Genomic DNA, 23,130 nt, shown 5'->3' on the forward strand with positions numbered 1-23,130 from the left:
TCACCTCTTACCTTAGAGTGTTACCGGTAAAGTACAAGCCCCGTTCACAAAATGAAACATAAAGCCCTGCTTATATATTGTGACCAGTTTGTTACAAGCGTATGGATTGTCGCGGAGGCGCGCTTTAAGGGGACAGTGGACAGTGAGCAGGAAGGCGGGCAATGCACAGGAGTGACAAACGGCAAAGGCACCGTGCTCGCACCTTTGCCGGGTGAAGGGGGATTATCCGACGCCCAACGCTGATTTCACCTCTTGTGCGATTTTCTCAACCTGTGGGCCATAAATCACCTGCACATCCTGTTCGCTCACGCGGTTAATACCATTCGCGCCGGTACGCATTAACGTCTGATCCACCACTTCTTTCATGTCTTTGACGCGAACCCGCAAACGTGTGAAGCAGCAATCGACATCCTCTATATTGGCCGCCCCGCCCAGTCCGCTGATGATCACGTTAGTGCGCTCGCTGGCTTCAACAAGCTGGGGTTTTTCATCGTCCGTTTCCCGCCCGGGCGTTTCGACATGCATGCGCGTAATCACATAACGAAACGCGTAGTAATAAACCGGTGCGTAGATTGCCCCAAGCACCAGCGTCCACCACCAGTGGGTTTTACTGCCACCCAGCACGCCGAAGACCACCAGATCGATAATGCCGCCCTGCACGTTACCAATCATCAGATGTAGCATGGACATCAGCATAAATGACAGGCCCGTTAGAAATGCATGCAGCAGATAGAGCACCGGCGAAACAAAAATAAAGCAGAACTCCAGCGGTTCGGTGATCCCGGTGGTAAAGGACGTCAGCGCGCCGGCCATGACCAGCGCCTTAACGCGCTGTTTATGCTCAGGCCTTGCGGTGTGATAGATCGCCAGGGCCGCGGCCGGCAGGCCAAACATCATGACCGGTATTTTTCCCTGCGCCAGAAACTGCGTGGCGGTGCGGAGCGTCGCATCAGGAATCATCCCGGGATGGGTCAGCGAGGTATTGAAGATATTTAACGCACCAACAATCGTCTGCCCGTCCACGATGGCCATACCACCGATGGGCGTAAAGCGCACGGTTTCATTCAGGATATGATGCAGGCCCGTCGGGATCAGAATACGTTCTGAAGCGCCCAGCAGGAAGGCACCATACTGCCCGCTCCGACCGATCATCTGTCCTACCCAGGCAATACCTTCACCGATAGTGGGCCAGACGAGCGCCAGAAGCACGCCGATCAGCGGCAGGAAAACCACCGTCACGATGGGCACAAAACGGCGTCCGCCAAAGAAACTGATCGCTGTGGGGAGCTGCTGCGTATAAAAACGGTTATGCAACATGACGGTAAGCAGTCCGGCAATCACACCGCCCAGCACGCTCATGTTATAGGTGAAAATGCCCAGCATCTGGATATATTCCGCCGAGGTCATCATGGCCGTGGTTTGATCCATTCCGGCCTGCTGCAGCGCCTGAGGTGTGGTCGTGGCGGCGGTAATGCCCCTGGCGGCCAGCGTGGCGTTAATGCCGACATTCATGGCGATATAGCCGATAACTGCGGCAAAGGCTGCCGTCGGCTTTTCCGCTTTTGCCAGCCCGATGGCGCTGGCCACGGCAAAGAACAGCGGCAGATTAGCAAAGAGCGCGCCTGCGACTTTGCGAATAAACCCGATGATAAGCTGGGCAACCTGCATCTGTGCGAAGGCTTCACCAGTGACGGCGGGATTCTGCATGGCGGCTGCCAGCCCCAGAAAGATGCCGGCCGCCGCAATCACCGAAATCGGCATCATCAACGCCTTGCCAAACGCATGGATCTGGCTGGTCAGTTGTTTCATGGTGTCGCGCCCTTTTCTGTTTTAAACAGCAAGTATTAGCGCGATGTGCCGATAACACCCGTTATGGCAAGGTTACGAAAAGGTAAAACATGAACACCATCACACTTGGCGTGCCCCACGATAAACGCCAGCTATCGCACCATTAAGCCAATCAATTAGACAAGCTTTGTCGTGAATAGCACACTAATCTTTACCATCAGGATATATCCTTGCAACATTCGTCCAACATAAAAATAAGCCTGCACACATGATGAAATTTAAGCGTCAAATTAAGCCATACCGTGCCGCAGCGGGCGGCTGGGGTTCACTGGAAGCCACCACACGTTTTGTTTTCGACAGTAAAGCTGCGCTGAAAAATTTGCGTAACCTCATGCGCATGAACAAAGCACGCGGCTTCGACTGCCCGGGCTGTGCCTGGGGCGATGACAATAAAAGTACCTTTAGCTTCTGCGAAAACGGTGCGAAAGCCGTCACCTGGGAAGCCACGCGCCGCGTTGTTGATACCGACTTTTTTGCCAAACACAGCGTGGCAACCCTGTATGCACAAAGCGACTATTTTCTGGAATATCAGGGCCGCCTGACACATCCGTTGCGCTACAACGCCGAAAGCGATCATTACGAACCCATCAGCTGGGATGATGCCTTTGCGCTCATCGCACAACATATTAAAGCGATGGATAACCCGGATCAGATGGAGCTTTACACCTCTGGTCGCGCCAGTAATGAAGCCTCGTGGCTTTATCAGCTGTTCGGCCGCATGTTGGGCACCAATAACTTCCCGGACTGCTCCAATATGTGTCACGAGGCAAGCGGTGCGGGCCTGAAACGCAGCATTGGCGTGGGTAAAGGCACCATCCGTCTTGACGATTTTGACCATGCCGATGCCATTTTTGTCTTTGGCCAAAATCCAGGGACAAACCATCCGCGCATGCTGCACAGCCTGCGTCACGCCGCCGACCATGGCGCAAAAATCGTGACCTTTAACACGCTACGCGAGCGCGGTCTGGAACGTTTTGCCGATCCGCAAAAGCCGCTGGAAATTGTCACGTCTAAAGCGGGCACCATAAGCTCTGCCTATTACCAGCCGCATCTGGGCGGTGATATGGCTGCCGTTCGCGGCATGGTGAAAACCCTGCTGGAAACGCATCGTGCACGCCTTGCGGCAGGCGAAAGCGGCCTGTTCGACCAGGCTTTCCTGAATGCCAAAACCCATGGCGTTGAGGCCTATTTTGATGCGGTTGATAACACCGACTGGATGCAGATTGTGGCGCAGTCCGGCCTGACAGAGGCGCAAATCCGCGAAGCGGCGGCAATTTATCAGAGTGCCGATCGGGTTATTTGCACCTGGGCGATGGGCATCACCCAACACAAGCATTCGGTTGATACCGTGCGTGAAATCACCAACCTGCAGCTGCTGTTTGGGCAGTTAGGCAAAAAAGGGGCGGGCCTGTGTCCTGTTCGCGGTCACAGTAATGTTCAGGGTAACCGCACCATGGGCATTGATGAAAAACCGGCTAAGCCTTTCCTCGACGCGCTGGGTCAGCACTTTGGCTTCGAACCCCCGCGTGCTGCAGGCCACAATACTGTTGAAGCGCTCAACGCCATGCTGCGTGATGAAATCAAAGTGCTTATCGCGCTCGGGGGCAACCTCGCAGCGGCGGCACCGGATTCTCCGCGCACCGAAGAAGCCTTGTCCCGTTGTGGTCTGACGGTGCACATCAGCACCAAGCTTAACCGCAGCCACCTCGTGCCGGGTCATGAAGGACTGATTCTGCCTACGCTGGGCCGCACCGAGCGCGATCTGCAGGCTACGGGTAACCAGTTCATTACGGTCGAAGACTCCTTCAGCATGGTTCATGCCTCTGAAGGCGTGGGGATTCCGTTGGCGGAAACGCAGCGTTCTGAAACCTCAATTGTGGCGAGTATTGCTCACGCGGTTCTCGGCGATGACAAGGTGAAGTGGTTAGATCTGGCGGCGGATTACAACCTGATTCGCGATCATATCGCGGCAACGATTCCGGGTTTTGCCGACTTCAATACCAAATGCGATCAGCCTGGCGGGTTCTATCTTGGCAACGCGGCGGCAGAACTGCGTTTTAATACGCCGACCGGCAAGGCTGAGTTTAGCCCTGCTGCGCTGCCCCACTCGCTGTTTCCGCAGTTGGATCAGGACGTGCCCTTCACGCTGCAAACGCTGCGTTCGCACGATCAGTACAACACGACGATCTACGGTCTCGACGACCGCTATCGCGGCGTTTACGGTCAGCGCGAAGTCGTCTTTATCAACCCCGATGACATGGCTGAATTAGGGTTCAACGAAGGGCAGAATGTGGATATTGAAACGCTGTGGAATGATGGCGTCACGCGTCGCGTCAGCGGCTTCAAGCTGGTGCCTTATAACATTCCTCGCGGCAACCTGGCCGCCTACTATCCTGAAACCAACCCGCTGGTTCCGTTAAACAGCTTCGGTGATATCAGCGGCACGCCCACCTCAAAATCCGTGCCGGTTAAGCTCGAACTGACGCAGGCGCTGGCAACCCAACGCATCGCCTGATTCAGGCTTTTCTCCAGGCAAAAAGCCGGTTCGTCCGGCTTTTTGCCTTGCCGCGAGACCCCGATTCGCGTAAAACTGTCAGCCGCTATTAGGCCACGAAACGTAAAAATCATGTTCCAGGATAATCCGCTGCTTGCGCAGCTTAAAGAGAAGCTTCACTCGCAAACGCCCCGTGCAGAAGGCGTTGTTAAAGGCACCGAAAAGGGATTCGGCTTTCTGGAAGTCGATGCACAGAAAAGTTATTTCATCCCGCCGCCACAGATGAAAAAAGTGATGCATGGCGACCGTATCGTTGCCATCGTCCACAGCGATAAAGATCGCGAAAGTGCCGAGCCTGAAACGCTGGTCGAGCCCTTTCTGAGCCGTTTTGTTGGCCGCGTGCAGAAAAAAGATGACCGCCTTTCTATCGTGCCCGATCATCCTCTGCTCAAAGACGCGATTCAGTGTCGTCCGGTCCGTGGACTGAGCCATGATTTCCAGAATGGCGACTGGGCCGTGGCAGAAATGCGTCGCCATCCCTTAAAAGGCGACCGTGGCTTTTATGCCGAACTCACCGAATTTATCGTTAAAGCCGACGACCACCTTGCACCGTGGTGGGTGACACTGTCACGTCATAATCTGGAGCGCGAAGCGCCAGAAATCGGCTTTGGCGAGATGCTGGACGAAAGCCTGACGCGTGAAGACCTGACCGCGCTGGATTTTGTGACCATCGACAGCGCCAGCACGGAAGATATGGACGATGCGCTGTATGCTGAAGCGCTGGACGATGGCGCCCTGCGTCTCACTATCGCCATTGCCGATCCGACCGCTTATGTTGCCGAAGGCAGCGAGCTGGATAAGCTGGCGGCGCAGCGTGCCTTTACCAACTACCTGCCGGGCTTCAATATTCCCATGCTGCCGCGCGAGCTGTCTGACGATGTCTGCTCGCTGCGCCCTGACGTGCGTCGGCCGGTTCTGGCCTGCCGCGTGACCGTGGCTCAGGATGGAAGCCTGGCGGACGATGTGCAGTTCTTTGCGGCCTGGATCGAGTCCAAAGCCAAGCTGGTGTACGACGAGGTTTCAGACTGGCTGGAAAACAGTGGCGAATGGCAACCACAGAGCGACGCGATTGCTGACCAGATTCGTCTGCTGCACCGCCTGTGCCTGTCACGCGCCGAGTGGCGTCAAAAGCACGCGCTGGTGTTTAAAGATCGCCCGGACTATCGTTTCCTGCTGGGCGAAAAAGGCGAAGTGCTGGAAATCGTCGCCGAACCGCGCCGCATAGCGAACCGGATGGTTGAAGAAGCGATGATTTTGGCGAACATCTGTGCCGCCAACGTGCTGCGCGAAAAGCTGGGCTTTGGTATCTACAACGTCCATGCCGGTTTTGACGCAGCAAACGCCGAACAGGCCGCCGCTGTCCTGGCAACTCACGGCATCACGGCCGATCCGCAGGCGATCACCACGCTCGACGGTTTCCGCGTACTGCGTCGTGAGCTGGATGCGCAGCCTACTCAGTTCCTCGACAGCCGCATTCGTCGTTTCCAGACCTATGCAGAGATCACCACCGAGCCGGGCCCGCACTTTGGTTTGGGGCTGGAAGCCTATGCCACCTGGACCTCACCGATTCGTAAGTTTGGCGATATGATCAACCATCGTCTGCTGAAGGCGATCGTGCGCGGCGAACCCATCGGCCGTCCGGACGATGCGCTGACAGTCACCATGAGCGAGCGTCGTCGTCTAAACCGCATGGCCGAGCGCGACGTGGGTGACTGGCTTTATGCCCGCTATCTGTCGCCGTTTGCCGCAACTGACCGCAAGTTTAGCGCAGAAATCATTGATGTATCGCGTGGTGGCATGCGCGTCCGTCTGCTGGAAAATGGCGCCGTCGCGTTTATTCCTGCGCCGTTCCTGCATGCGGTGCGCGATGAGCTGGTGTGCAGCCAGGAAAGCGGTACGGTACAGATTAAAGGTGACGTGGTTTACCGCGTATCTGACGTGATTGACGTGACCATTGCGGAAGTTCGCATGGAAACACGCAGTGTCGTTGCACGCCCTGCCGCCTAAGATACCACCGTCGGAACAGCACAGCCTGCTCCGACGGTCTTTTTTCCTCCGCCGGCCCCTGTATCTTCGCGTTAAATTTGCTCCACGCTTCACAGTTTTATCTTTATTAACTTCCACTTACATTACATTACATTAACGTTAGCTCGTTGTATCCGATCGCCTTCCATTCGGTCTCTACAAGGAGTGAGTTATGAAGAACGTCAAAAACGGCGTGCTCTGGCTGGCAGTGGCGTTAATTGGCGCGGGTGCGTTCGCGATGCTGGCGCTTAACCGCGGCGAGCACGTCAACGCAGTCTGGCTGGTGATTGCCGCCGTAGCCTGTTACAGCATCGCTTATCGTTTTTACAGCCTGTTTATCGCCCGCAACATTTTTGAACTGGACGATCGCCGTCTTACCCCCGCCGAGCGCCTCAGCGATGGTCTTGACTATGTTCCCACCAATAAGTGGGTGCTGTTCGGTCACCACTTTGCGGCGATCGCGGGCGCCGGGCCGCTGGTCGGCCCTATTCTGGCGGCCCAGATGGGCTTTCTGCCAGGCACGATCTGGATCCTGATTGGGGTTATGATGGCGGGCGCGGTGCAGGACTTTCTGATCCTGTTTATCTCTACGCGACGTGACGGCCGTTCCTTAGGTGAAATGGCCCGTCAGGAGCTGGGCGCCTTTGCCGGGGTTATTACCATGCTGGGTGCGCTGGGCGTGATGATCATCATTCTCTCCGCGCTGGCGCTGGTGGTGGTTAAAGCCCTTGCGAACAGCCCGTGGGGGCTGTTCACCATTGCAGCAACGATTCCTATCGCCCTGTTTATGGGCATTTACATGCGCTTTCTGCGCCCGGGTAAGATCGCCGAAGTCTCCTTGATCGGTTTTGTGCTGATGATGGCGGCCATTATCTACGGTGGTGATGTGGCTCAGCATCCTTACTGGGGCCCGTTCTTCACACTGAAAGGCACCTCTCTGACCTGGGTACTGGTCATCTATGGTTTTATCGCCTCGGTGCTGCCGGTCTGGCTGCTGCTGGCTCCCAGAGATTACCTGTCTACTTTCCTGAAAATCGGCGTAATTGTCGGGCTGGCCGTTGGCATCGTCTTTGCCATGCCAGAACTGAAAATGCCCGCTGTGACCAAATTTATTGATGGCTCAGGCCCGGTTTTTTCCGGCGCCCTGTTCCCGTTCCTGTTTATCACCATTGCCTGTGGCGCCATCTCCGGCTTCCATGCGCTGGTCTCCAGCGGCACCACGCCGAAGCTGATTGAGCGTGAAAGCCATATTCGCTTTATCGGTTACGGCGCGATGCTGATGGAGTCGTTTGTGGCAATCATGGCGCTGATATGCGCCTCCGTGCTGGACCCAGGCGTTTACTTTGCGATGAACGCCCCTGCTGCACTGATTGGCACTACGGTAGAAAATGCCGCTCAGGTGATTAACGGCTGGGGCTTTGTCGTCACACCTGAAATGTTAAGCGGTATCGCCAGAGACGTGGGAGAAGCCTCAATTCTGTCACGCGCCGGGGGCGCGCCAACCTTTGCGGTCGGCATGGCGCACATCATTACGGAGGTGTTCAACAGCCGCGCGATGATGGCCTTCTGGTATCACTTTGCCATCTTATTTGAAGCCTTGTTTATCTTAACCGCCGTGGATGCCGGTACGCGCGCTTGCCGGTTTATGGTGCAGGATCTGGTCGGTACGGTTGTGCCTTCACTGGCCAATAACCGCTCATGGCTCGGCAACCTTTCCGGCACGACCGTCGCCGTCGCAGGTTGGGGTTTCTTCGTTTATCAGGGCGTGATCGATCCTCTGGGCGGGATTAACACGTTGTGGCCACTGTTTGGTATTGGTAATCAGATGCTGGCATCGATGGCGCTGATTCTGGGCACGGTCGTGCTGTTTAAGATGAAAAAGCAGCGCTATGCGTGGGTGACGATTCTGCCCACTATCTGGCTCTTTATTACGTCGATGACAGCGGGTTGGCAAAAAATTTTCCACGAAAAACCGTCAATTGGTTTTCTTGCTCAGGCCAATAAATTCCGAAAAGGCCTGGATGATGGCGTGATCATCGCCCCCGCGAAAACCGTGGCCGATATGCAAACCATCGTATTCAGTAACCAGATTAATGCTGCCCTGTGCGGGTTCTTTATGCTGGTTGCCGTTACGATGCTGATTGCGGCCTTCTTTGTCATTCGTCGCGCGCTGCGTAGCGATGTGCCCACTACGCATGAGTCAGACATATCCTTACGTAAGGAGCTTCGTCATGGTTGACAGCATCCATCGCGTAGCGCGCCCACAGGGTCGCTGGCATATAATGCGCTGCACGTTGCTTTCCAGGCCAAAACCCGTGGGTTTTCGCTGGCGAGCGCTGTGGCAGGGACTTCAGCAAAGTTTTCGTTTGATGGTCGGCGTGCAGGATTACCCGAAATACCTGCAGCATATGCGGCAACATCATCCTGACATTGCGCCGATGAGCGAGCGGGACTTTCATCGTTATTGTCTGGATGCCCGCTTCCCCAGCCAGGCCGGTAAGCTGGGAAAATGTCCGTGCTGAACAGAAAGTGTGCCCCGCTTCGGCGGGGTTTTTTCTGCCCGTTTTTTCTGGAAAGCAAAATAAATACAGTTTCGTCTTGTGCTGGCGTCAGTTGATGAATACTGTTGCTAAAATAACGAGATAACGCCAGCAATGTACTTCCTGGAGGGAGTGACCATGACCGATGAACAAGGGCAATCGTTGTTGTATACCTTGTTTGGTACAACCAGCCCTCATTGGCGATTAACCGCAGACAGTGATGCGCTGCTTTTTGCCTTAGATGAATCATCGAACACCAGCGTTGCTGTGCCACTGACGCCCGGCCAGTGCAGTTTATTGCGCGCGATGCCCGTTATTACTTCCAGTATTAATCTGACGTTAACGATTCACGGCGAGCAGGTCGCCATGCATTTTGTTGGCCGGCGGATCAACCAGTCCGTGTGGGCGGGCACCGCTTCGGCATGGGGCGATACGTCGGCGGTGGCGCGCGATCTGACGCTGGGCCTGTCATTTGCTGAACAGGTCGTGTCGGAGGCCAACTCGGTCATCGTTATCCTTGATCAGCGCGGCAACATTCAACGCTTTAACCGCCTCAGCGAAGAGTATACCGGCCTGTATGAACAGGATGTGATCGGCCGTAATGTTTTCCAGCTGTTTATGACCAAACAGGAAGCCGCGGCCTCACGCAGGAACATCGCAGGGTTCTTTCGCGATGGAAATTCCTACGAAGTGGAACGCTGGATCAAGACGATGAAAGGACAGCGACTGTTTCTTTTTCGTAATAAGTTTGTTCACAGTGGCAGCGGTAAAAATGAAATTTTCCTCATCTGTTCAGGAACGGATATTACGGAAGAACGCCGTGCGCAGGAGCGCCTGCGCGTGATGGCTAACACGGATGGCATCACTGGCCTGCCCAATCGCCACGCGATTCACCAGCAAATCAGCCATGCGCTGGAGCGGGCTGAGGGAAGTGAAACCGGCGTGGTCTACCTGGATTTAGATAATTTCAAAAAAGTGAATGATGCCTACGGTCATATGTTCGGCGATCAACTGTTGCAGGCCGTTTCCCTGGCGATTCTGAGCTGTCTGAGCAAGAACCAGACGCTTGGACGGCTGGGCGGTGACGAGTTTGTGGTGCTGGCTGAGCACACCAGTCAGGCTGCGCTGGAAGCAATGGCTACGCGCATTCTCGATCGCCTGCGTCAGCCTTTCCGCATCGGCCTCATCGAGGTTTACAGCGGCTGCTCCGTCGGGATCGCCCTGGCCCCGCTACATGGAGAGGACCGTGAGTGTCTGATTCGTAACGCTGATACGGCGATGTATCACGCCAAAGAGAACAACCGTGGCAGCTATTGTGTTTTTGCCGAAGAGATGAACCGCCGGGTTTTTGAATATCTCTGGCTCGACACCAACCTGCGTAAAGCGCTGGAGCAAGACCATTTATTAGTGCACTACCAGCCCAAAGTGGATGCTGACGGTAAAGTGCGCAGTGCGGAAGCGCTGGTTCGCTGGAACTCACCCGAGCGCGGGCTGGTTTCACCCGGGGAATTTATTCCCTACGCGGAAGAATCCGGGCTGATCGTGCCACTGGGTCGCTGGGTCATGCTTAACGTGCTGAAGCAAATTATTGCCTGGCGGGAGCAGAATATTTATCTGCGCGTCGCGGTTAATGTCTCGGCGCGCCAGTTACTCGACCAGACAATCTACAGTGACCTGAAACAAGCCCTGACGGATGCCGGTTTAACCGAGTGCCCGGTGGATATCGAACTGACGGAAAGCTGCCTGATTGAGAATGAAGCCGAAGCGCTCAAGCTGATGCGTAAATTTCAGGAACTGGGTGCCCAGATTCACCTTGATGACTTTGGCACCGGTTATTCCTCCCTTTCACAGCTGGCGCGCGTCCCTATTAATGCCATCAAACTGGATCAAAGCTTTATCCGTAATGTGAATAAACGTCCCGTTTCTCAGTCACTCGTCAGGGCGATTGTTGCGGTAGCGAAGGCGCTTGATTTGCAGGTGATTGCCGAAGGTATTGAAACCGTCGATGAAGAAGCCTTTGTGTTAAAAAGCGGCGTCGATGGGCGGCAAGGCTATTTTTACGCAAAACCAATGCCCGCCGATCAGTTTGGGCACTGGCTGGCTCAGCATCCTGCCCGCGTGTAATTATCTAACCCGCTTTACGCAGTGATGCGCTATGGCGGTTTTGTAACTGGACTAAACGTTCCATATAGGCAATATCCTTCGCTTCGAGCGTGAATGCATAATCTACCCAGTCCTCGGTGATATCCATCAGTTCCGCGCGTGACAGCTGCAGTACCCGCTGGCGCGCCTTTAGCATGGCGCGTACGCCATTGAGCTTAGGTCGCAACGTATCGATAAAGGTGCGGGTGGCGCGGTAGCTGTCGCCCGGCTGGAAAACCTTATCGACCAGACCACGGGTTTCATACCATTCGGCACTGTGCGATTCGCCTTCCATAATCAGCTCTTCAGCCAGTTTCATGCCCGAACGCCGCGCGACTAATGAGTAGCCGCCCATTCCGGGAAACAGGTTAAAGGCGATTTCCGGAAAACCCATCCGCGCATTGTTTTGCGCCAGAATAAAGTGATGGGCAAGCGCGGCTTCAAAACCGCCGCCTAACGCACTGCCTTCAATCATCGCCAGCGTTACCGCGCCGGTGTCAAATCCGCGCGCCGCCGAGTGGATGCAGTCAACGCAGGCACGGGCATAAGCACGTAACGCTTCGCGCCGGTTGTTGCGGATACATTCCACAAAAAAGCGCAGATCGCCACCGGCATTAAACATTTGTGGAACTAACGAGCCGGTGACCCAGAAGTCGATAGGTAAGCCCGATCGCTGCGCCGTGTAACTCAGATTCATGATCTCTTCAATCAACTCATGATTAAAACTGGGTCGTGGCTGGGCGCGCAACATCATCCACATGGTGCGACGTCCTTCCTCGTAATAGGCAACTAACTGCGTGGTTTGTCCGGCTTCGGAAAACAGTCTGCATGTGGGTTGGTTAATCACGGTCATTGTCTCATCCTCTATTATTTTGATGCGCTAATTGCGCCACATCAGCCTAATCCAGAGTGAGGCCAGACCAAATGAGAGATTGATTTACAACATAAATTCCAGAGTGATCCCCGATGCACCACCTTTAAATGATTAGTAGACTTTCTTGATATCCGCAGCCTTTACCACGGAAAGGCGCGAACCTATAACCGGCATTGATGGGACTGTCCTTCCCTTAAGGCTCGCTCATCACGAGCCATTTCGGGACGCAGGCACCGCTGCGCCCCAGGCATTATTTCTGGCCGCTGGCACCGCTGCGCCCCAGGCATTATTTCTGGCCGTACCAGGCATTTTCACCGTGTTTGCGCAAATAGTGCAGATCAAGCAGGGTCTGCTGAATGGGAGGCAGCCCGGCCGTGAGCTGCTGGCTAAACAATCCCATGTAAGCCACTTCTTCCAGTACCACTGCACTGTGGACGGCCGCATGTGCGTCTTTGCCCCAGGCGAAAGGCCCGTGAGAATTCACCAGCACGGCAGGAATGGCCGAAGGAGAAAGTCCTCGCTCGGCGAAGGTTTCAATGATCACCTCCCCCGTATTCCACTCATACTGATTTTTGATTTCTTCATCGCGCATGGCTCGGGTGCAGGGAATCTCACCGTAAAAGTCGTCCGCGTGGGTGGTGCCCCACGCGGGGATGGCACGTCCGGCCTGCGCCCAGATGGTGGCATGACGTGAATGCGTATGGACGATTCCGCCAACCTCAGGCCAGGCCAGGTAGAGTGCCCGGTGCGTAGCCGTATCGGATGAAGGCCGTTTTTCGCCTTCCACCACCTCGCCGGTCGCCAGGTTGACCACCACCATGTCCTCCATTTTCATGACATCGTAACTGACGCCAGAAGGTTTAATCACTAACAGACCTTGCTCACGGTCAATCGCGCTGACGTTTCCCCATGTGAAGGTGACAAGGTTGTATTTGGGGAGATCCAGGTTGGCTTCCAGAACCTGTTGTTTAAGGTGCTCCAGCATTTTTTTCTCCTGCTGAGAAGGGTTTTCATAGTGTGCGGAGCAGGCAGAAAAAACGTTATGGAGCAAATAGCTAAAAAGCAGCGGAAAATGGCTGTGAATGAAAAATTGTGTCGCGAATTAAGAATTTTCCATCTTCGGAAATTCTGCAAAATGAATAGAATTCTGTCAGGCATCAGACAGGTCCATCTGTTAATGATGCTTTTCAGCCGCTACAAGCAGATTGTCCATGGTGTCTGGCATTTTTATACTGAAAGGATGCGGTAATCATGCCTCACAGGCGGCCTGAAAAAAATTTCACAGCTATACTTACTGTGTTGCATCTGCATACACAATAAAGGAGAAGTTCATGACAATTACAATGAAAAAAGTGACCGCCGCTGTCCTTGCGACCACGCTGGTTGTGGCGTTAAGCGGCTGTTCGAACTGGTCTAAACGCGACCGTAACACTGCGATTGGCGCAGGTGCCGGCGCAATTGGTGGCTCTGTATTAACCAACGGCAGCGCGCTGGGTACCGTGGGTGGTGCAGCTGTGGGTGGTATTATCGGTCACCAGGTTCACTAAGCACGCTATAAAAATAAATCACGGCTACGCAGCGCATCTACATAATAAAAAACCGGGCTACCTTGTAGTCCGGTTTCTTCTTTCAACCCCCAGCCAGTTTTACCTTCATCCCTTTGGCTTCCAGCAGGCTTTTTAATAAATCGCGCTTGTCGCCCTGGATTTCGATCACGCCCTCTTTCACCGACCCGCCACAACCGCATTTTTTCTTCAGTTCAGCGGCCAGCTGATTCAGTGCTGCCTCATCCATATCGACGCCAGAAATCAGGCAGACACCTTTGCCTTTGCGTCCGCTGGTCTGGCGCTGAATGCGAACAATGCCGTCACCTTTGGGCCGTTCCGCCTTTTGTTCGGGCTGAGTGATACGGCCAGCGTCGGTTGAATACACCAAGGGATTATCGCGACTCATTTTACGCTCTCCAAATCCTGCAACAGCGCCTTAAGCGTCGCTGCGGGGTCCGCTGACTGCGTAATGGGACGTCCTATTACCATATAATCGACGCCAGCAAGGCGGGCCTGCTGTGGCGTCATAACGCGGCGCTGATCGCCCGCGTCGCTTCCCTGAGGCCTAATGCCGGGAGTAACCAGCTTAAAATCATGACCGATCGCCTGTTTGAACCGCGCGGCTTCATGTGCGGAGCAGACAACCCCATCAAGACCGCATTCGCGCGTGAGTTTTGCCAGGCGTTCAGCCTGCTCTGCGGGAGACAGCGTGATGCCCAGGCCCAGTAAATCTTCGGCATCCATGCTGGTCAGCACGGTGACGGCAATCAGTAACGGCGCCTGCTCACCATAGGGAAGAAGCGCTTCACGGGCGGCATTCATCATGCGCGCCCCACCGCTCGCATGAACGTTCACCATCCAGACGCCAAGATCGGCGGCAGCAGCGACCGCGCGGGCGGTGGTATTGGGGATATCGTGAAATTTCAGGTCGAGAAAGATCTCAAATCCACGCTGTTGCAGGGTTTTTACCAGCTGTGGGCCGAACAATGTGAACATTTCTTTGCCCACTTTCAGGCGGCAGCTGCCCGGCTCTATCTGATCGACAAAATGCAGTGCGCTGTTCATATCGTGGTAATCAAGCGCCACTAACACCGGTGAAGTCTGGGATAAGGCCATGCTATTTCCTCTGCGGTAGGCACCTGCTGGCGCGTTAGACAAACGGCACGCATTCTACCTGCCCGCTTTTCGCATCACAATCCCTGTTGCGCTGCCAGGCGATAAACGCACGGAGGTCAGGCAATTTCTGCAATTAACAATTTTAGTATGTTGTAACTAAAAAGCATTGAAAACCGAAGACAATAACCAACAGGTTATTGCCCATCCAGTCCGCGAATCGGTTTGACTGATGACCAGGTCCGGCATGACGGACAGTGCCAGTAGAGCGCATGAGCCGTAAAGCCGCATTTCTGGCAGCGATAACGTGGTTTCGTGCGGATTTGCTCGCCGACCAGATCGCGCAGCACCATCAGGCTCTCTTTAGCACGACCATCCTCCGCTTCATGCAGGTGAAACTCCATCAGACGATGGAATACGCGCATGTTGGGGTGACGCTGTAACTGGTTATTGATGTAGTTTTGCGCCGCTTCCGCGCCCTGCTCCTGCTCCAGAATCGCGGAAAGATACAGTTCCGCCGCGGCGCCGGTGTTCTCTTCCACACAGCGTTTAAGAAATGCGGCCCAGGCGTCGGGCTGATTAAGACGCTGAAAACAGGTTTCCAACATCGGCAGCGTTTCACTGACCAGCTCTTTATCCTGATCCAGAACACGCTGCAGATGCTCGATAGCTTTGGCATGCTCCCCTTTCTCCATCAGGATGCGCCCCATCATAATCGAGACGCGTGCGCTCTGACGATCGGCTGACTCCCCCTTTTTCAACAGGGTCATCGCCCTGTCGAGATCGTCGCTGCTCATGGCCTGCAGCGCGAGTTCGCAATAAAAATGGGCAATCTCACCCTTCTGCTTGTCTTTGCCCAGTTTCACCAGCCGCTCAGCCACCTCGATAGCCTGAACCCAGTCGCTGGTTGCCTGATGAATAAGCAACAGCTGTTGCAGTGCACCGATCCTGAAATCTGTCTCATCCGTCAGCTGTTTGAACATGTCTTCGGCGCGGTCATAAAGACCTGCTGCCATATAGTCACGCCCCAGTTGCTGGATGGCCAGCAAGCGTTGTTCGTAGCTTAGCGACGCGCTTTCCATTAAAGACTGATGAATTCGAATGGCGCGGTCAACCTGACCGCGCGAACGGAACAGGTTGCCAAGGGTCAGGTGCGCTTCAACCGTGCCGCTGTCTTCCTTGAGCATGTCAAGAAACAGATCGACCGCTTTATCCTGCTGGTTGGAGAGTAAAAAGTTTACCCCTGCGACGTAGTCACGAGACAGGCGGTTTGATTCCTGTTGCTTATCCTGCTGCGCGCTTCGGCGGCCCATGTACCAACCATAGGCAGCGGCGACAGGAAGTAACAGAAACAGCAGCTCTAACATGGAGACTTATTCCTGCGCGGCCGGCGGTAGCGGTTTACCGACAGGCGCTGGCGTGCTCTGATCAATCTGAGTCTGCAGGCGCTTAACTTTACGTTGTGCATTGGCCAGAGAGACCCGAAGACGTAACCAGAAGAGTCCGCAGATAACCCATCCCAGCAAAAAACCGACGCCGAAAAGCGTTGCCAGTAACGTAGAGATACGGAATTCACCCTGCGCCAGCAGATAGTTAAAGGTGATAACCTGGTCGTTGTGCGCGCCAAGGGTCACGGAAATGATAAAAATGACCAAAACCACTAAAAAAATCAGCAAATATTTCACAGTGCATCCCGTTGTGAGGTTGTCGAATAGAATTATGCCAAAATTACGGCAAAAATACTGCTCCCGGCCGCATCAGACGAAGAGCTTTTGCTCAGTTTCAAGATAAAGATATGGTGCTGAACGGCGCAATTACAATCCTTGTTCCCGTTCAGCCACCTCCTGCTTCTCTTCCGGTGGCAGGCTGAGCGGCCCACAGAAGCGTTGAGCAAGCCAGGTTGCCACCACGACAAACACCCAGGAAATGAATGTTGCCACGGCCAGATCGCGCGGCCAGTGCATGCCCAGCAGCAGGCGACTGCCCATGACGCCTGTCGCCCAGAGTCCGACAAGCACAATCGTTTTGTAATGCCGGCGTGGCCAAAGTAAACCGATGACCAGTAAGGCCCAACTGGCGGCAAACATCGTGTGTCCCGACGGGAAGGCAAACCCTGTTTCAAAGGCCCAGTGCTTTTTCAACCAGCCCGGAATATGGGATTCATCCGCAATCAGCGCCGTGACGCGCTGGCCACGTTGCTCACGATTCAGTTGGTAAAAGGTCTTGTCGTCCAGCCCGTGGGTTTTCTCCAGCCAGACGACATAGGGCCGGGGTTCCTGCACCTGCTCTTTGATAAAGGATTTTGTGTATTGACCGGCCAGGATGGTGGCATTCATGATCACCAGGAGCAGCAGCGCCGGTTTGAGCCTGAAACGCAGGCACCACAGCGCCCACGCGCTTAAAATCAGGCTGGTCAGCATTCCCCACGGTCGTGTGACCGTTTCGGTCATCCAGAACAAGACCTTAAGAAAGGTATTACTTTCGCCAGGCTGCCATTGCCAACCGGACAACCATACTGCAACCGGCATAATAAGCAGCAGCAGCATTCCCGCCAGCGTCCGTTGAAAGATTTTAATCATCCCTTTTCCTTTTTCCCGGTAAAAACCTGTTGCGAAAGCATAACTTTAGCTTAAAAAAGAATAACATAACCTTTTAAGATTAGATAATCGTGCTTTATCACAACAATCGTTTACACAGATTAACAGCCTGCCTCGCGGTTGTGGCACAATATTCCACGTTTGTCGGGCCGCATCGGCCTGTGCACTATTATGATGATAGTGCATCCTTTGAGGGTTCTGGAGAGTCACATGCAGCTTAAACGGGTGGCAGAAGCCAAACTGCCCACGCCATGGGGAGATTTCCTGATGGTAGGTTTTGAAGAACTGGCAACCGGTCATGACCATGTTGCCTTGGTCTTTGGCGATATTAACGATAATCAACCAGTCCTGGCTCGTGTTCATTCCGAGTGTCTGACTGGCGATGCGCTGTTCAGCCTGCGTTGCGACTGCGGCTTCCAACTTGAAGCGGCCCTGAATGCCATTGCTGAAGAAGGCCGCGGTGTACTGCTCTATCACCGCCAGGAAGGTCGTAACATCGGCCTGCTGAACAAGATTCGTGCCTATGCGTTGCAGGATAAAGGCTACGACACCGTTGAAGCCAATCATCAGTTGGGCTTTGCCGCTGACGAACGTGACTTCACGCTGTGTGCCGATATGTTTAAATTACTGGGCGTAAATGAAGTTCGGCTGCTCACTAACAATCCACGGAAAGTGGAAATTCTGGGTGAAGCCGGGATCAATATTGTTGAGCGGGTGCCGTTGGTTGTCGGGCGCAATCCTGAGAATGCGCACTATCTTGATACCAAGGCAGAAAAAATGGGTCATCTTCTGCCGAAGTCCTGAATGAAACAGCCGGGTTTCCCCGGCTGATTTATCAGTTCAGCATGTTACGAATTACGTAGTGCAGAATACCGTCGTTTCGGTAATAGGTCAGTTCATTACCGGTATCAATACGGCAACGCGTATCCAGCTTCTCCTGACTGCCATCTGCGCGCGTTAGCGTGACAGAAACGGTGCATCCGGGTTTAAGCTGCGCCAGGTTTTCCACATCTATCGCCTCATCCCCTTTCAGACCTAACGTTTTACGCGTTACGCCCTGAGGGAACTCCAGCGGCAAAATCCCCATACCAATCAGGTTGGAACGGTGAATACGTTCGAAGGATTCCGCAATTACCACGCGGACGCCTTGCAAACGCGGCCCTTTCGCCGCCCAGTCACGGCTCGATCCTGAACCGTACTCTTTACCCGCAATCACCGCCAGGGGAATGCCGTCAGCCTGATATTTCATCGCCGCGTCATAAATGGCCAACTGCTCACCGCTGGGGTAGTGTTTGGTGTAACCCCCTTCCACGCCAGGCACCATTTCATTTCGAATACGGATATTCGCAAAGGTCCCGCGCATCATCACTTCGTGGTTGCCGCGCCGTGAACCGTAGGAGTTAAAATCATTCCGCTCCACGCCGTGGGACAGCAGATAGCGACCGGCCGGACTTTCCGCTTTGATGCTACCGGCTGGCGAGATGTGGTCAGTGGTGACCGAATCACCAAGAATCGCCAGCAGGCGCGCGCCATGAATATCCTGAACCGGCTTAGGTTCTTTTTCCATGTCGTCAAAGAAGGGCGACAGGCGAATGTAGGTTGATCCTTCATCCCAGTCGTAGGTAGCCGCTTCACTTACCTTAATGGCCTGCCACTCTGGCGTGCCGTTAAATACCTCAGCGTACTCTTTGTGATACATATCGCTGGTGACCTGCTGGACGGCGGTCGCAATCTCTTCAGGTGAAGGCCAGATGTCTTTCAGAAATACCGGCTTGCCCTGATGATCGTGACCGAGCGGGTCGGTTTGCAGGTTGATTTTCATATTACCTGCCAGCGCATAGGCGACGACCAGCGGTGGCGATGCCAGCCAGTTGGTTTTAATCAGCGGATGAATACGGCCCTCGAAGTTGCGGTTACCGGACAGGACGGCCCCTACCGTTAAATCCCCTTCTTTGATGGCCGATTCAATCTCATCCGGCAGCGGACCCGAGTTACCGATACAGGTCGTACAGCCGTAGCCCACAAGGTTAAAACCCAGTTTATCGAGATGAGGTGTCAGCTGCGCGACCGCGAGATAGTCGGAGACCACTTTAGAACCCGGAGCCAGCGACGCTTTGACCCACGGCTGGCGTTTTAATCCCCGCTCAACCGCTTTTTTCGCCAGTAACCCTGCGGCCATCAGCACGCTGGGGTTAGAGGTGTTGGTACAGGAGGTAATCGCCGCAATCGCCACCGCGCCATCGGTCAGCGTGTGGCTCAGGCCGGTCTCGCTGTCGGTATAATCGACCTGCTTATGCGGTTTCTGTGCATGGTTCACTTCCAGCTCATTGCTGGCATCGAAAGCGGCGGGCACATCCCCCAGCGAGACGCGATCCTGCGGACGTTTCGGTCCGGCCAGGCTCGACTCGACATCATTCATATCGAGCGCAAGGCTACTGGTGAAAATCGGTTCATCGCCGGCGTTACGCCACAGGCCCTGTCGCTTAGCATAGTGTTCCACCAGTGCCACCTGCTCGGCATCGCGTCCGGTTAGCGTCATATAGCTGAGTGTAACTTCATCAACCGGGAAAAATCCGCAGGTTGCGCCATATTCCGGTGCCATATTAGCAATGGTGGCACGGTCGGCCAGCGGCAGATCAGCCAGGCCATCGCCATAGAACTCGACAAACTTCCCGACAACGCCGTGCTTACGCAGCATTTGCGTGACGGTAAGTACAAGGTCGGTTGCGGTGATGCCCGCACGCAGTTTCCCGGTTAGCTTGAAACCCACGACGTCGGGGATCAGCATAGAAACCGGCTGGCCAAGCATGGCGGCCTCTGCCTCAATCCCGCCCACGCCCCAGCCGAGTACACCCAGGGCATTGATCATGGTGGTATGAGAATCGGTTCCGACTAACGTATCAGGCCAGGCGTAACGTTCACCGTTAATGTTCTGCTGCCAGATCGCTTTGCCCAGGTATTCCAGGTTCACCTGATGACAGATACCTGTGCCTGGCGGTACCACCCGAAACTGATCAAAAGCCTTTTGGCCCCAGCGCAGAAAAACGTAGCGTTCATGGTTGCGCTCCATTTCCAGCCGCACGTTTTCTTCAAATGCGTTATCGTCACCGAAATGGTCAACCGTGACAGAGTGGTCGATAACCAGATCGACCGGCGACAGAGGATTCACTTTGGCGACGTCGCCGCCAAGACGACTCACCGCCTCACGCATGGCGGCCAAATCCACCACGGCAGGCACGCCAGTGAAGTCCTGCATTAATACACGCGCAGGGCGATAGGCAATTTCCCGATCGCCATGGGCCGTTTTCTGCCAGTCGACCAGTGCCTGGATATCCTCTTCCGTGACTGAATCACCGTCCTGCCAGCGCAGCAGGTTTTCCAGCAGAACTTTCATGGATTTAGGCAAACGATCAATGTTGCCGAGATGTTGTGATGCGCGAGGTAGACTGAAGATGTGATAGTTTTGATTATCTACCTGCAGTGTTTCCTGACTCTGCTCGCGTAGGGTTGACGACATAGCTCCTCCTTAATAATCATGGTCTTTAAACCTCAGAGACAACAAGGTTTAGCTTAAAGATAGACCACTTTTCTGTTAACGTTTTGATTACAACACCAATTGCTACAATCTGACGCAAACAAAAATGCCCCGTAAAATTACGAGGCATTATTTATTAACAGGAAACGATATATTACAAGGCTGCCCAAAGTGCTGCCATCCACACGCTAAAAGAGAAAGCATAGGCACTGAACCAGGTCATTTTAATCATATTCATAAGATCACTCCTGCGCCGAATGGGCAATAGAAAGCCGCACTACCAACCGTTTTAACGGATGACATCTTTTATGCTACGTGTGAAAGGCTTTTTTAAGCAGCCGAATGACAGAAGATGTGTCGAAAAGAAAAGAACGATAATTAATTATTTTACTTTCGGGTCCAGAAACGACTCGATGAAATTGCGTTGATGTTCGTTGAGATCCCAGCTTTCCGGGATAGACACTTTTTCCGCCTTTGCAACCGGCTCTTTAGCTTTGTAGCCAGAGAGGCGATGCTGACGAGTGGTCATTGTGTGCTTATGGCAGAGTGCGTTTGCCCACATGGCTTAACCCCAGATGCGCCAAATCATTAACGCTACAACAACCCAAAACAGCGCTGAGGCAGCAAATACAGTTAACCAGGCGTTGCGACGAGTGTTACCGGAGCGCTTAACCTTGGTGCTTTTAGCCGGGAAACCCGGGTCTACAGTCAGTCTCGTAGTCATAGTTTTTGATAATCACTCTCAACAAAACGATTGATAACATCGATTAAGATTTAGGACGAATCCTAAACCCGTTAAGGCCAAAAATCCAGTAATTTTTATTGCACAAAACGATTAACGCAATTTATCAAAATGGTAAAAATTACTTAAGTGATGATTAATGACTTATTCCAAATAAACGTAAACGGCAGTGACAAAAATTTGAGTTAATTTAACTTTAGATCCAGTCATTACTAAACCCGTCTTTTAATCACCCCCTAATTAACGCTTCTCCATCAAGGCTTAACTGGAGTATGGGAATTATCCTGGCAGCCCGCAAAGATATCGCGTCAAAAATGTGTTGTGTTTCGCATTTAAGATACAGCAAACATTAAACATGTGATCGACGCAGCATTAACAAAAAAATAATAAAACTTATCAACCTAAGCATGGCGCTAACATTCAAACAAAAAAAAGGCTGCACAAGGCAGCCTGAGACTAAGGGATTGGACATCTCTGTTACTTAAACGGCAGTTTGATATCTTTAAACATGGCTTCAATATCTTCGTTTGAGCGTAGTGCGACAGCCGTATCAACGACATCTCGCGTCAGATGAGGCGCAAAGCGCTGGATAAAGTCATACATGTAGCTACGCAGGAAGGTGCTGCGACGAAAGCCAATCTTGGTCGTGCTGTTGGTGAAAATTTCAGAGGCTTCGATTCTGACCAGGTCTGGATCGGCAACGGGATCGACGGCCATGCTGGCGATAACGCCAACCCCTAACCCCAGTCGGACATAGGTTTTGATAACGTCCGCATCCGTCGCGGTAAAAACGATACGCGGCGTTAATCCCGCCCGCATAAACGCGGTATCCAGCTCCGAGCGACCGGTGAAACCAAAGGTATAAGTGACCAGCGGAAAATCGGCCAGCTCCTCAATCGTTACCTGCGCTTTAGCTGCCAGAGGATGATCGGGCGTGACAACGATGGCGCGGTTCCAGTGATAGCACGGCAGCATGATCAGGTCGTCGTACAGATGCAGCGCTTCCGTAGCAATGGCAAAATCCGCATTTCCCTTGGAGACCGCCTCGGCAATCTGCGTTGGGGAGCCCTGATGCATATGCAGTGAAACACGGGGATAGCGCTCGATAAATCCTTTGATCACGCCCGGGAGGGCATAGCGAGCCTGAGTATGGGTAGTCGCCACATACAGGGAGCCCTTATCTGGCCAAGTATGTTCACCGGCGACAGACTTGATTGCGTCGACTTTAGAGAGGACTTCGCGGGCAATACGAATGATTTCTTCACCGGCCGGCGTCACCTGGGTGAGATGTTTACCGCTGCGGGCAAAAATCTGCACGCCCAGTTCGTCTTCTAACATACGCACCTGTTTGCTTATGCCAGGCTGCGAGGTATAAAGACCTTCCGCTGTCGAAGAGACATTAAGATTGTGGTTCACGACTTCTACGATATAGCGCAACTGCTGTAATTTCATATCTTTTTTTATCCTGGTCGGTTACAGAGTCGCATCCCCGGATGACGTACTGTCGCCCCGGCCGGTGGAGGAGTGCTGAGCAGCAAGAAGGGTTCGGAAATGCTATAACCACTATAGCATTTTAAGAAACAATGTAGAACGGATTGATATAAGGCGAGAAA

Annotated in this window: 19 protein-coding genes; 7 read left to right on the top strand and 12 right to left on the bottom strand. The window is 53.7% G+C overall.

Annotation, left to right across the window (positions count from 1 at the left end; translation table 11 throughout):
- Nucleotides 1-222: 222 nt before the first annotated feature.
- Nucleotides 223-1,809 carry a PTS transporter subunit EIIC gene (locus tag NYE92_RS04215; protein ID WP_013025915.1) on the bottom strand — a complete coding sequence of 529 codons (1,587 nt, stop codon included), beginning with the start codon at nt 1,807-1,809 and terminating at the stop codon, nt 223-225.
- 250 nt (nt 1,810-2,059) lie between these two features.
- Here NYE92_RS04215 and NYE92_RS04220 point away from each other — a divergent pair, with 250 nt between their 5' ends.
- From NYE92_RS04220 to pdeR, 5 genes are all read left to right on the top strand, one after another.
- Nucleotides 2,060-4,363 carry an FdhF/YdeP family oxidoreductase gene (locus tag NYE92_RS04220; protein WP_029568821.1) on the top strand — a complete coding sequence of 768 codons (2,304 nt, stop codon included), beginning with the start codon at nt 2,060-2,062 and terminating at the stop codon, nt 4,361-4,363.
- 111 nt (nt 4,364-4,474) lie between these two features.
- Entirely contained in the window at nt 4,475-6,409 is a 1,935-nt protein-coding gene (locus tag NYE92_RS04225; protein ID WP_015700221.1) for an exoribonuclease II, read from the top strand.
- A 190-nt stretch (nt 6,410-6,599) separates the two neighbouring features.
- Nucleotides 6,600-8,666: a carbon starvation CstA family protein gene (locus tag NYE92_RS04230; RefSeq protein WP_013025918.1), complete on the top strand. Its 2,067-nt coding sequence runs from the start codon at nt 6,600-6,602 to the stop codon at nt 8,664-8,666.
- A complete protein-coding gene (locus NYE92_RS04235; RefSeq protein WP_014605743.1) occupies nt 8,659-8,949 on the top strand; it encodes a YbdD/YjiX family protein in 291 nt (96 codons plus the stop codon). The genes NYE92_RS04230 and NYE92_RS04235 overlap by 8 nt, the downstream gene beginning before the upstream one ends.
- 156 nt (nt 8,950-9,105) lie before the next feature.
- A complete protein-coding gene (gene pdeR / locus NYE92_RS04240) occupies nt 9,106-11,091 on the top strand; it encodes a cyclic di-GMP phosphodiesterase (RefSeq protein WP_014605742.1) in 1,986 nt (661 codons plus the stop codon).
- 4 nt (nt 11,092-11,095) lie between these two features.
- Here pdeR and NYE92_RS04245 read toward each other — a convergent pair whose 3' ends face one another.
- Nucleotides 11,096-11,962 carry a crotonase/enoyl-CoA hydratase family protein gene (locus tag NYE92_RS04245; protein ID WP_013025921.1) on the bottom strand — a complete coding sequence of 289 codons (867 nt, stop codon included), beginning with the start codon at nt 11,960-11,962 and terminating at the stop codon, nt 11,096-11,098.
- Nucleotides 11,963-12,269: 307 nt separating this feature from the next.
- Nucleotides 12,270-12,968 carry an L-ribulose-5-phosphate 4-epimerase gene (gene araD / locus NYE92_RS04250; RefSeq protein WP_022623210.1) on the bottom strand — a complete coding sequence of 233 codons (699 nt, stop codon included), beginning with the start codon at nt 12,966-12,968 and terminating at the stop codon, nt 12,270-12,272.
- Between the two features lie 346 nt (nt 12,969-13,314).
- Between araD and osmB the strand changes: the two genes are divergently transcribed.
- Entirely contained in the window at nt 13,315-13,530 is a 216-nt protein-coding gene (gene osmB / locus NYE92_RS04255) for an osmotically-inducible lipoprotein OsmB (RefSeq protein WP_014593802.1), read from the top strand.
- An 82-nt stretch (nt 13,531-13,612) separates the two neighbouring features.
- On the opposite strand, the gene yciH is transcribed toward osmB, so the two are convergent.
- The 5 genes from yciH to pgpB all read right to left on the bottom strand — a co-directional run bounded on the left by yciH (nt 13,613) and on the right by pgpB (nt 17,222).
- Entirely contained in the window at nt 13,613-13,936 is a 324-nt protein-coding gene (yciH, locus tag NYE92_RS04260) for a stress response translation initiation inhibitor YciH (RefSeq protein ID WP_014593803.1), read from the bottom strand.
- Nucleotides 13,933-14,646, bottom strand: a complete 714-nt coding sequence (gene pyrF / locus NYE92_RS04265) for an orotidine-5'-phosphate decarboxylase (RefSeq protein WP_014593804.1) — start codon at nt 14,644-14,646, stop codon at nt 13,933-13,935. Before pyrF ends, yciH begins: the two co-directional genes overlap by 4 nt.
- Nucleotides 14,647-14,840: 194 nt before the next feature.
- Nucleotides 14,841-16,010, bottom strand: coding sequence for a lipopolysaccharide assembly protein LapB (gene lapB / locus NYE92_RS04270; RefSeq protein WP_259018603.1), 1,170 nt, complete (start codon nt 16,008-16,010; stop codon nt 14,841-14,843).
- A gap of 6 nt (nt 16,011-16,016) precedes the next feature.
- On the bottom strand, nt 16,017-16,328 hold the full coding sequence (locus NYE92_RS04275) for a LapA family protein (RefSeq protein ID WP_014593805.1): 312 nt from the start codon (nt 16,326-16,328) through the stop codon (nt 16,017-16,019).
- Between the two features lie 129 nt (nt 16,329-16,457).
- A complete protein-coding gene (gene pgpB, locus NYE92_RS04280) occupies nt 16,458-17,222 on the bottom strand; it encodes a phosphatidylglycerophosphatase B (protein WP_259018606.1) in 765 nt (254 codons plus the stop codon).
- Nucleotides 17,223-17,450: 228 nt separating this feature from the next.
- On the opposite strand from pgpB, the gene ribA reads away from it, so the two are divergent.
- A complete protein-coding gene (gene ribA / locus NYE92_RS04285) occupies nt 17,451-18,044 on the top strand; it encodes a GTP cyclohydrolase II (RefSeq protein ID WP_015700216.1) in 594 nt (197 codons plus the stop codon).
- A 31-nt stretch (nt 18,045-18,075) separates the two neighbouring features.
- On the opposite strand, the gene acnA is transcribed toward ribA, so the two are convergent.
- From acnA to cysB, 4 genes are all read right to left on the bottom strand, one after another.
- The gene (gene acnA, locus NYE92_RS04290) at nt 18,076-20,757 is read right to left on the bottom strand and encodes an aconitate hydratase AcnA (protein ID WP_014605739.1); all 2,682 of its coding nucleotides are present in this window, start codon (nt 20,755-20,757) and stop codon (nt 18,076-18,078) included.
- A gap of 400 nt (nt 20,758-21,157) precedes the next feature.
- Nucleotides 21,158-21,304: a hypothetical protein gene (locus NYE92_RS04295; RefSeq protein ID WP_227022862.1), complete on the bottom strand. Its 147-nt coding sequence runs from the start codon at nt 21,302-21,304 to the stop codon at nt 21,158-21,160.
- Nucleotides 21,305-21,340: 36 nt separating this feature from the next.
- Nucleotides 21,341-21,499: a YmiA family putative membrane protein gene (locus NYE92_RS04300; RefSeq protein WP_013025931.1), complete on the bottom strand. Its 159-nt coding sequence runs from the start codon at nt 21,497-21,499 to the stop codon at nt 21,341-21,343.
- Nucleotides 21,500-21,994: 495 nt separating this feature from the next.
- Nucleotides 21,995-22,969: an HTH-type transcriptional regulator CysB gene (cysB, locus tag NYE92_RS04305; RefSeq protein WP_013025932.1), complete on the bottom strand. Its 975-nt coding sequence runs from the start codon at nt 22,967-22,969 to the stop codon at nt 21,995-21,997.
- Between the last annotated feature and the right edge of the window lie 161 nt (nt 22,970-23,130).

This window comes from Pantoea sp. B566, assembly GCF_024793925.1.
In the GTDB taxonomy this organism is placed as follows: Bacteria; Pseudomonadota; Gammaproteobacteria; order Enterobacterales; family Enterobacteriaceae; genus Pantoea; species Pantoea ananatis.